This is a genomic window from Mycobacterium sp. GA-1841 (genome assembly GCF_001954135.1).
Taxonomy (GTDB): Bacteria; Actinomycetota; Actinomycetes; order Mycobacteriales; family Mycobacteriaceae; genus Mycobacterium.
Genome location: NZ_MBEQ01000116.1, coordinates 20,654 through 29,304 on the forward strand (window position 1 = coordinate 20,654; position 8,651 = coordinate 29,304).

The 8,651-nt window shown below is 68.2% G+C and carries 11 protein-coding genes; 5 read left to right on the forward strand and 6 right to left on the reverse strand.

Annotated elements, in window-relative coordinates; translation table 11 throughout:
- Positions 1-16: 16 nt before the first annotated feature.
- The 3 genes from A5740_RS26495 to A5740_RS26505 all read left to right on the forward strand — a co-directional run bounded on the left by A5740_RS26495 (position 17) and on the right by A5740_RS26505 (position 1,423).
- Positions 17-634, forward strand: a complete 618-nt coding sequence (locus tag A5740_RS26495) for a heparin-binding hemagglutinin (RefSeq protein ID WP_076199158.1) — start codon at positions 17-19, stop codon at positions 632-634.
- A 74-nt stretch (positions 635-708) separates the two neighbouring features.
- On the forward strand, positions 709-993 hold the full coding sequence (locus tag A5740_RS26500; protein ID WP_076199160.1) for a DUF2516 family protein: 285 nt from the start codon (positions 709-711) through the stop codon (positions 991-993).
- Between the two features lie 4 nt (positions 994-997).
- Complete coding sequence (locus A5740_RS26505) at positions 998-1,423, forward strand: DUF2599 domain-containing protein (protein ID WP_076199162.1); 426 nt, start codon at positions 998-1,000, stop codon at positions 1,421-1,423.
- 27 nt (positions 1,424-1,450) lie between these two features.
- Here the strand turns inward: A5740_RS26505 and A5740_RS26510 are convergent, their stop codons facing one another.
- The 5 genes from A5740_RS26510 to A5740_RS26530 all read right to left on the reverse strand — a co-directional run bounded on the left by A5740_RS26510 (position 1,451) and on the right by A5740_RS26530 (position 5,087).
- Entirely contained in the window at positions 1,451-2,368 is a 918-nt protein-coding gene (locus tag A5740_RS26510; protein WP_076199164.1) for an LmeA family phospholipid-binding protein, read from the reverse strand.
- Entirely contained in the window at positions 2,365-3,180 is an 816-nt protein-coding gene (locus A5740_RS26515) for a carbon-nitrogen hydrolase family protein (RefSeq protein WP_076199166.1), read from the reverse strand. The genes A5740_RS26510 and A5740_RS26515 overlap by 4 nt, the downstream gene beginning before the upstream one ends.
- Before the next feature lie 80 nt (positions 3,181-3,260).
- Positions 3,261-4,070: an SAM-dependent methyltransferase gene (locus tag A5740_RS26520; protein WP_076199168.1), complete on the reverse strand. Its 810-nt coding sequence runs from the start codon at positions 4,068-4,070 to the stop codon at positions 3,261-3,263.
- A complete protein-coding gene (locus A5740_RS26525) occupies positions 4,045-4,557 on the reverse strand; it encodes a DUF2505 domain-containing protein (protein ID WP_139335362.1) in 513 nt (170 codons plus the stop codon). Before A5740_RS26525 ends, A5740_RS26520 begins: the two co-directional genes overlap by 26 nt.
- Before the next feature lie 23 nt (positions 4,558-4,580).
- On the reverse strand, positions 4,581-5,087 hold the full coding sequence (locus tag A5740_RS26530) for a DUF2505 domain-containing protein (protein WP_076199170.1): 507 nt from the start codon (positions 5,085-5,087) through the stop codon (positions 4,581-4,583).
- A 26-nt stretch (positions 5,088-5,113) separates the two neighbouring features.
- Between A5740_RS26530 and A5740_RS26535 the strand changes: the two genes are divergently transcribed.
- Together A5740_RS26535 and A5740_RS26540 are read left to right on the forward strand one after the other, a co-directional pair.
- A complete protein-coding gene (locus A5740_RS26535; protein ID WP_076199172.1) occupies positions 5,114-6,217 on the forward strand; it encodes a UDP-N-acetylmuramate dehydrogenase in 1,104 nt (367 codons plus the stop codon).
- A gap of 6 nt (positions 6,218-6,223) precedes the next feature.
- Positions 6,224-7,552: an Ig-like domain-containing protein gene (locus A5740_RS26540; protein ID WP_076199174.1), complete on the forward strand. Its 1,329-nt coding sequence runs from the start codon at positions 6,224-6,226 to the stop codon at positions 7,550-7,552.
- Positions 7,553-7,641: 89 nt separating this feature from the next.
- On the opposite strand, the gene A5740_RS26545 is transcribed toward A5740_RS26540, so the two are convergent.
- Positions 7,642-8,406 (reverse strand): SDR family oxidoreductase, encoded by a 765-nt coding sequence (locus A5740_RS26545; protein ID WP_076199176.1) that lies wholly within the window; start codon positions 8,404-8,406, stop codon positions 7,642-7,644.
- Positions 8,407-8,651 lie beyond the last annotated feature (245 nt).

Here is an 8,651-nt window from a genome sequence, read left to right on the forward strand (position 1 = left end):
CGAGAAAGGAACTCACATGACCGAGAAGAACCAGCCCACCATCGAAGACCTCAAGGCCCCGTTGCTCGCCGCAGTCGGCGCCGCCGACCTGGCCCTGGCCACGGTCAACGAGATCGTCGCCAGCCTGCGTGAGCGGGCCGAAGAGGCCCGCACCGACGCCAACACCCGCGTCGAAGAAGGCCGCGCCCGGCTGACCAAGCTGCAGGAAGACCTGCCCACCCAGTTCGAGGAGCTGCGCGACAAGTTCAACTCCGAGGAGCTGCGCAAGGCCGCCGAGGGCTACGCCGATCAGGCCACCGCCACCTACAACAAGCTCGTGGAGCGGGGCGAGGCAGCGCTGGAGCGCCTGCGCAGCCAGCCGGCCATCGAGGAAGCCGCCAACCGGGTCGAGGGTTACACCGACCAGGTCACCGAGCTGACCCAGGACGCGCTGGGCACCGTGGCCTCGCAGACCCGCGCCGTCGGTGAGCGTGCCGCCAAGCTGGTGGGCGTGGAGCTGCCCAAGAAGTCCGCTCCCGAGAAGAAGGCGGCTCCGGCTCCCGCCAAGAAGACCGCCCCGGCTGCCAAGAAGGCCGCCCCGGCCAAGAAGGCTCCGGCCAAGAAGGCTCCGGCCAAGAAGGTCACCCAGAAGTAACAAGCGGACCGACCGGCAGGGGCGGGGTGCCCCTGTCGGTCGACGCTGCGATGACGCCCGCATAGGCTGGTGAGGTGCAACTTGCCAACCTTGCGGGCGTCATTCTTTTTGTCATCGTCGTCGCCGTGTTCGTCGTGGGCGTCTATGCGCTCGTGCACGCGGCCATGCAGCGCCCGGACGCCTACACGGCCACCGGCAAGCTGACCAAGCCGGTGTGGTTGGCCATCCTCGGGGTTGGCCTGCTGCTGGCACTGCTCCTGCGCGATGCCTTCGGCGCCGCGATCTCGGCCTGCGCCACCGGTATCTATCTCGTCGACGTCCGGCCGAAGCTGCTCGAGATCCAGGGAAAGTCGCGCTGAGCCGATGTGTTCGTCGCTGGCCGCGCTCGGCGCGGCAGGGGCCGTGCTGGGCACGGCGCTGACCGCCGGCCCGACGACCTTCGCCCCGGCCGCAGCCGCCGTCGACCACGTCTACGTCGACCACGTGGAATGGGCCAAATGGGGTGACCTGTCGAGCTTGCGGGTCTACCCGACCGACACTGCCCGTGCGCTGACCCGCCAACCCGGCACCGCCGGTGAGGCCGAGCGCGCCTGGGCCGAGGTGCTGACGTTGTCGCCCGACGCCGACCTACCCGGGATGCGCGAGCAATTCCTGTGTCACTGGACCTTCGCCGAACTCGCCGAGCCCGGCAAGACCAGTTGGAATCTCGAACCGTGGCGGCCGGAGGTCAGCCCCGAGGTGATGCTGGCCACCGGCTGCAACCCCGGCGGCACCGAGGAACCGTTCTGACCCGACCGACGTCGGCGAGATCGAAAACTAGAGCTTCGAGAAGCAGGGGTCTTCTTGGCCCTTGGGCATCGTCGCGTTCGTGGTGGAGAACTTCGCCACCACACCACTGTCGGTGACCTGCACGCTGTCGGCGTGGATGCCCATCGGATAGTTCTCGGTCAGCTGGGCGGTGAACTTGTCCAGGATCGGCTGCAGGGTCTCCCGCGGCCACGACAACCCGATCGCGCTCAGGTCGATGATCTGCAACGAGATGCCCTTGTTGACCACCGTGGGCTTGGCCGTGATGGTGCCGAGCAGCCCCTTGAGTTCGATCGTCCCGTCCGACGGGTTGGTCCGCACATCCGAGATGGCCGAGCCGACGAACGGCAGCTGCACCATGTCGGCCACGGTCTGGCGGATGCCGTCGGTGTTCCAGGTGATGTCGGCGACCAGGGAGCCGACGGTGCCACTGGCGTCGGCGGTCTCCTGGATCCGGACATCCTTGATGCCGAGCTTGACCTTCATGCCCTTGGCGTCGCGGATCTGATTGCCCGCGGTCTCGATGTTGATGTTGGTGTAGTGACCACTCACGTGCTGCAGCAGGAACGGCGGCAGCGGGTCGAACGACGCCTTGGCGCCGTCCTGCACGATGCATTCCACGATCGAGGCGACGATCTTGTCGGCGCGGCTGCGGGCGTACAACTCACCGCCGAGGATCCCGGCGGCGACCAGTGCCACCACGATCACCACGACGAGGACCACCGACAGCGGATCCGACAGCAGCCGCTTCACCTTGGCCAGGGCCGACTGGTCCCGCGGCGCGGGCTGCGCTGGTGCGGGTTGCTCCGCCTGGGGATGGGCGACCTGGGGCTGGGCGACCGGCTGCTCCGGCGACGACGGCTGTGCCGGCGGCTCTTGCGGTGCGGGCGGGGACTGGTCGGACGGGCGGGCCCAGGGATCGGTCACCCCAGCGATTGTGCCTTACCGAACTGAGCGAACTGTGAGCGGTTCTGCAGCACCGCGATGGCGTCGCGGACCCCGCTGGCGGCGTCGAGATCGACGTCGACCACCAGCAACTGCCGCTCGGCGCCGGCCGCGGCGAGCACCTCACCGGTGGGGGAAGCCACCATGCTGCCGCCGACACCGGTCGGCCCGGCCTTGGCGATCTCGTCGCCCGGATACGCCTGATCCACCGCGGCGATGAAGCCCGTCGTGTCCAGCGCCCGGGCCCGGGCCAGCAGCGCCCACTGATCGAGCTTGCCGGGCCCCGACCCCCAGGAGGCGTGCACGGTGATCAGCTGTGCGCCCCGGCGCGCAAGCTCGACATAGAGCTCGGGGAACCGGATGTCGTAACACGTGGTCAACCCGACCGTCGCGCCGTCGACGGTGATCGTCACCGGGTCGAAACCCGGTGCCACCGTGCGTGATTCGGCGAATCCAAAGGCGTCGTACAGGTGAATCTTGTGGTAGTGCGCCTCCACGCCGGGTCCGGTGGCGATCAGGGTGTTGGTCACCCGACCGTCGTCTCCGGGAGCGAACATCCCGGCCACCACGACGACACCGGCCGCAGCGGCGATCTCACGTACCGCGGTCGCCCAGGGACCGTCGAGCTTCTCGGCGACCGGGCCCAGCGGTACCCCGAAGCGGCACATGGTGGCCTCGGGAAACAACACCAACCGGGCGTCGTCCTCGGCGGCGCGGCGGGTGAACTCTTCGACCAGCGTCAGATTCGACGACGGGTCCGTGCCGGTGGCGATCTGCGCCAGCGCAATTCGCATGTGTGTCAGCTTACTGGCGCCACGGGGTCTAATGCGTGGCCGGCGCCACGGGGTCTAACGCGTGGCCGGCGCCACGGGGTCTAATGCGTGGCTGGCGCCACGGTCGCCCACGGGACTGTGAGCACCCCATCACGCATCCTTCGGCGCGGCGCAGCCACCGGATAGCCCTCCGCACGCAACAACTCCAGCATCGCCCGCCAGCGCACCCGGGGTCCGAACACGCCGTGTCCGGCCGCGCTCGCCCAGGCCCGGTCGGCCGCGCCGAGCAGCCCGTGGATCGGCTGTCCCTCGATGTTGTGATGGATCAGCACCTTGGGCAGCCGTTCGGCCAGATCCGACGGGCGCTCGATGCTGAACGGGTCGCAGGCCAGGGTGAAGCTCACCGGCCCGTCGGCATCCAACAGCACCCAGCAGCATCGGCGGCCCAGCTCGTCGCAGGTGCCGTCGACGATCAGCCCCCCGGGGGCAAGCCGGCGCGCCATGGTGGCCCAGGCGTCGGGCACCGCGTCGACCGGGTACTGACGCAACACGTTGAACGCCCGCACCAACACGGGTTGCAGCCCGGCCAACTCGAAGCCGCCGAGCGCGAACTGCACGTCGGTGCCGCCCGCCGCGGCCCGAGCGGTGGCGACCCGTTCCGGGTGGATCTCCAGGCCGACCACGCGCACATCGGCGCGAACCGACTGCAACCGTGCAGCCAGCTCGAGCGTGGTGACCGGCAGCGCGCCGTATCCGAGGTCGACGACCAGCGGATCCACCGCAGCCCGCAATACCGAGCGCACCCGTGGTGAGTGCACCAGCCAGCGGTCGCTGCGGCGCAGCCGGTTGTATCCGGTGGTGCCGCGGGTGACTGCCCCGACGGGCCTAGACGTGCTCGGCGATCCAGCCAGCGGTGAACGCCCCCTCGATGGTCAACACGTCATTGACCGACTGCAGGACCAGGTCTTCGAGCTTGCCCCCGACCAGTGGCATCGGCACCTTGCACCGACTGTCGACCTGTAGCCGGCTGTGTGCGGCCAGCCCGGTCAGTGCGTACCGTCCGTCGAGCCGGCCCGGAGCCCGGGAAACCGACGCCGTGTAGCGGCCGTCGACGCCGCCCGGTGCGAACGGCCCGAACGACTGCCTGCGGGTGATGGCCAGGTCGAGCGGGATCACCGACCGCACGATCGCCGGTAACTCCGCGCGCGGCAGAACCTGGCGGAACTCGACCTCGATCCCATGCTCGCCGGAGCTGAACTCGGTGATGTCGGACTTCCCGGGCGTGAGCTCGTCATAGCGGTCCATCAGGGCCTGCCAGTACTCGTCGCTCGCATATGCGGCGTAGACCGTTTCGGCGGAGGCGTCGAACGCCATGGTGGACTGCCGGGATCGGCTCATGGCTATCGACCGTACCGCCGCGATCAGCTGCGCTCGGTGATCCACACCGAGGTGAAGCGCTGCTCGGCGATCAACAGATCGGTCAGCTGGGAACCGATGAATCCCTCGATCTTGCCGCCGACCAACGGCACCTTCACCTCGACGGTGAGGTGTACCGACAGCCGCGATCCCCGGTCGGTTCCGGCCAGCGTCGCGGTTCCGGACAGGCTCACCGGCGCGCCGGGAATCGAGCCCTCGACCGTGCCACGGGACACGCCGTCGCGGATCGGCTCCCAATGCTCAACACGTCGGATGTTCAGGTCGCCACGGTGAAACTGCGACACCACGCCGGGCAACCGGTCGGCGCGCAAGGTCTGGGTGGTGATCACGCCGATGCCGCCGTCTGGGGCCACGGTCAGGGCGTCCAGCGTGGTCTCGTCAGCTCCCGAATCGGCGAGGCGGGCCAACCAGTACCGTTCGTCACCGAATGCCCGATGGACCTGTTCGACGCTGCCTTCGTAGTCGGTGGCCATGTCGAATGATCGCGGCATAGCTGGTCAGGCTACCGTTACGGGCCGTGGTCAGTTCGTATGTTGCCGGTGTCGCCGTGGACGAGGCGGTTGCGCTGGCCCCGCTGACCACGCTGCGCGTGGGTCCGGTGGCGCGCAAGGTGATCACCTGCACCAGCACTCAGCAGCTGATCGACGTGTTGCGCGCGGTGGCCGATCCGATCCTGGTGCTGGCCGGCGGCTCCAACGTGGTGCTGGCCGATGACCTGGCCGACACCATGTCCGACCTGACGGTGGTGCGGGTGGCCAATACCGCGATCACCGTCGACGGCAATGTGCTGCGGGCCGAGGCCGGCGCGGTGTTCGACGACGTCGTCGTCGCCTCCCTGCAGCATGACCTCGGCGGGTTGGAATGCCTGTCCGGGATCCCGGGATCGGTCGGGGCCACCCCGGTGCAGAACGTGGGTGCTTACGGCGCCGAAGTGGCCGACATCATCAGCCGGGTCCGCCTGCTGGACCGGCCCACCGGCGAAGTGCGTTGGGCCGCACCGGAAGAGCTCGAGTTCGGCTACCGCACTAGCGTGCTCAAACACTCCGACACCGTCATCGTGCTCGAGGTGGAGTTCACCTTGAATGCGCAGGGCCCCCTGGACAGGAGAAGCGCCCCGCTGCGCTACCGGGAGCTGGCCACCGCCCTCGGTGTCGAGCCCGGCGACCGGGCCGACCCGGCGCGGGTTCGCCATACCGTGCTCAGGTTGCGTGCGGGCAAAGGCATGGTGCTCGACGCGAGCGACCACGACACCTGGAGCGTCGGGTCGTTCTTCACCAACCCGGTGGTGTCGCAGGCCGAGTTCGAGCGGGTCCAGGCCATCTTTGCCGCCGACCCTGCCTCGGCGACCGGTGCCGTGCCGCATTACCCCGCGCCCGACGGGATCAAGTTGGCCGCCGGCTGGTTGGTCGAGCAGGCCGGCTTCGGCAAGGGCTATCCCGGAGAAGGCGCCCCGGCCCGGCTGTCCACCAAACATGCACTCGCCTTGACCAATCGTGGCGAGGCGAACAGTGCGGATGTGATTGCCCTGGCCAGGGCGGTACAAGCCGGGGTTTTGCACCGGTTCGGGATCACGCTGCAGCCGGAACCGATTCTGATTGGCTGCGATCTATCGGTACCCTAGGTCCACGTGAGCCCTGCCGGTGATATAGAGGCCGACACGCCGTTGTTCAGTCGGCGCCGTGCCCTGACGGTTCTGACCGTCGGAGTGGGGGCCGGATTACTGGCCGCCTGCTCGGGCGAATCGCCGATTTCCGCCCCTGAGGACCAGGAACCGGTGACACCGACGGTGACGTATGAGCCCACCGTCGACTCCGAAGATGTGTTGCCCACGGCGCCGGTCGGGGTCAAGGTCGCCGACGGATGGTTCCAGCGCGTCAGCCTGACCAACGCCAACGGCAAGGTGGTCGCCGGCAAATTCAACAGCGACCGCACGGCATTCACTGTCACCGAACCGCTCGGCTATGACGCCACCTACACCTGGGCCGGCTCGGTGGTCGGCGAGGACGGCAAGGCCCAGCAGGTCCAGGGCAAGTTCAGCACCGTCTCCCCGCAGAAACAGGTCAGCGGGCAGTTCCAGCTGGCCGACGGTCAGGTGGTGGGGGTGGCCGCGCCGATCATCCTGCAGTTCGACGCCGTGATCGACGACCAGTACCGCGCCACCGTGGAAAAAGCCCTCCACGTCACCACCACTCCGCCCGTCGAGGGCAGCTGGGCGTGGTTGCCCGACGAGGCCGGCGGCTCCCGCGTGCACTGGCGCAGCCGGGAGTATTTCCCGGCCGGCACCAAGATCAGCGTCAAGGCCCCCCTGTACGGCGTCAGCTTCGGTGACGACGCCTACGGTGCAGCCGATTCCACGCTCGACATCGAGATCGGTCGGCGTCAGGTGGTCAAGGCCGAGGCGTCCAGCCACCGCATCCAGGTGCTCGACGGCGCCGGTGCGGTGATCATGGACTTCCCGTGCAGCTACGGCGAAGGCGATCTGGACCGCAACGTCACGCGCAGCGGCATCCACGTGGTCACCGAGAAATACGAGGACTTCTGGATGACCAACCCGGCCGCGGGGTACAGCAACGTGCACGAACGCTTTGCCGTGCGGATCTCCAACAACGGTGAGTTCATCCACTGCAACCCCAACAGCATTGGCTCCCAAGGCAATACGAACGTCACCAACGGCTGCATCAACCTGAACCTGGAGAACTCGCAGCAGTACTTCAACAGCGCGATGTACGGCGATCCGGTCGAGGTCACCGGCACGCGGATCCAGCTGTCCTACGCCGACGGCGACATCTGGGACTGGGCGGTGGACTGGAACGAGTGGAAGTCCATGTCGGCGCTGTCCTCGCAGGATTCGCCGTCGAATCTGCCTGCCTCCGCCCCGGCGACCCCGACGGACGCACCCACGCTGTCCGGCACGCCCACGACCACCACGCCGCCGAAGCCCACGCCGGGCGGCTGAACCCGCGCCGAAAGTGAGGCCAGGGTCGTTGTGCCGTCACGGCAACGACGCTGCCGTCACTTTCGCGGTCGTCACCTCCGGTTGCCGTGCTAGTCGTTCAACCTCCGGTTGAAGCGGGACCCGCTGGCGCCGCTGACCTGATCACGCGGGCGCACCACGATCAGGTCGAGGTCGACATGGGCCGGCCGGGAGGCCACGAATCCGATCACCTCGGCGATGTCCTCGGCCACCAGCGGCGTGACCCCCTGATAGACCTTGTCGGCGCGCTGCTCGTCCCCGTCGAAGCGGTTCAGGGAGAAGTCGGTTTGCACCATGCCGGGGGCAACTTCGGTGAGCCGCACCGGTTTTCCGAGCAATTCGCTGCGCAGGGTGCGGTGCAACACCCCCTGGGCGTGTTTCGCCGCGGTATAGCCCGCCCCGTTGTCGTAGATCTCGACGGCGGCGATCGAGGTGACGGTGACGATCAGCCCGTCGCCGGAGTCGATCAGCTTGGGCAGCAGCGCGCGGGTGACGCGCAGCGTGCCCAGGACGTTGGCCTCCCACATCCACTGCCAATGGTCGATGTCGGCGTCGGCCACCGGCTCCAGGCCGCGGGCCCCGCCGGCGTTGTTCACCAGTACGTCCACCCGCTCCAGCTGCGCTGCCAGAGCATCGACCGCGGTCTGGTCTGTGACGTCCGCCACGATCGCGGTGCCGCCGATCTCCTGGGCCACGGCCTGGACCCGGTCAGCGCGGCGGGCCACGCATACTACGTGAAAGCCCAGGGCAGCAAGGCTTTTGGCGGTCGCGGCTCCGATACCGGCGCTGGCGCCGGTGACCACTGCCACTCGTTTGTCGGACTGTGGTGTCGTCATCTGACCAACATTAGATGGCGTGCTAGATTCTTCGTGTGTCTCGGAGTCTGAAGTCCCGCTTCGCGCGGCGTGCGTGTTGTTGTTGCGCACTTCGCCGCGCCTGAGACGATCCCGGACACCGTTTTCCCGTCCTGCTGAGTCGCCAGGTGTGGTTTCCACCCACCGGCCGACAATCAGTAAGGACCACTCACGTGACCAGCGCCATCGCCGCTCCCCGCCGCGGTGACTGCCGCCCCCAATTTCTC

Bases quoted from the DNA above. Each gene is read 5' to 3' on its own strand.
- A5740_RS26495 (WP_076199158.1), top strand. From the start codon at position 17: ATGACCGAGAAGAACCAGCCCACCATCGAAGACCTCAAGGCCCCGTTG.
- A5740_RS26505 (WP_076199162.1), top strand. From the start codon at position 998: ATGTGTTCGTCGCTGGCCGCGCTCGGCGCGGCAGGGGCCGTGCTGGGC.
- A5740_RS26515 (WP_076199166.1), bottom strand. From the start codon at position 3,180: ATGCGAATTGCGCTGGCGCAGATCGCCACCGGCACGGACCCGTCGTCG.
- A5740_RS26525 (WP_139335362.1), bottom strand. From the start codon at position 4,557: ATGAGCCGATCCCGGCAGTCCACCATGGCGTTCGACGCCTCCGCCGAA.
- A5740_RS26530 (WP_076199170.1), bottom strand. From the start codon at position 5,087: ATGCCGCGATCATTCGACATGGCCACCGACTACGAAGGCAGCGTCGAA.
- A5740_RS26545 (WP_076199176.1), bottom strand. From the start codon at position 8,406: ATGACGACACCACAGTCCGACAAACGAGTGGCAGTGGTCACCGGCGCC.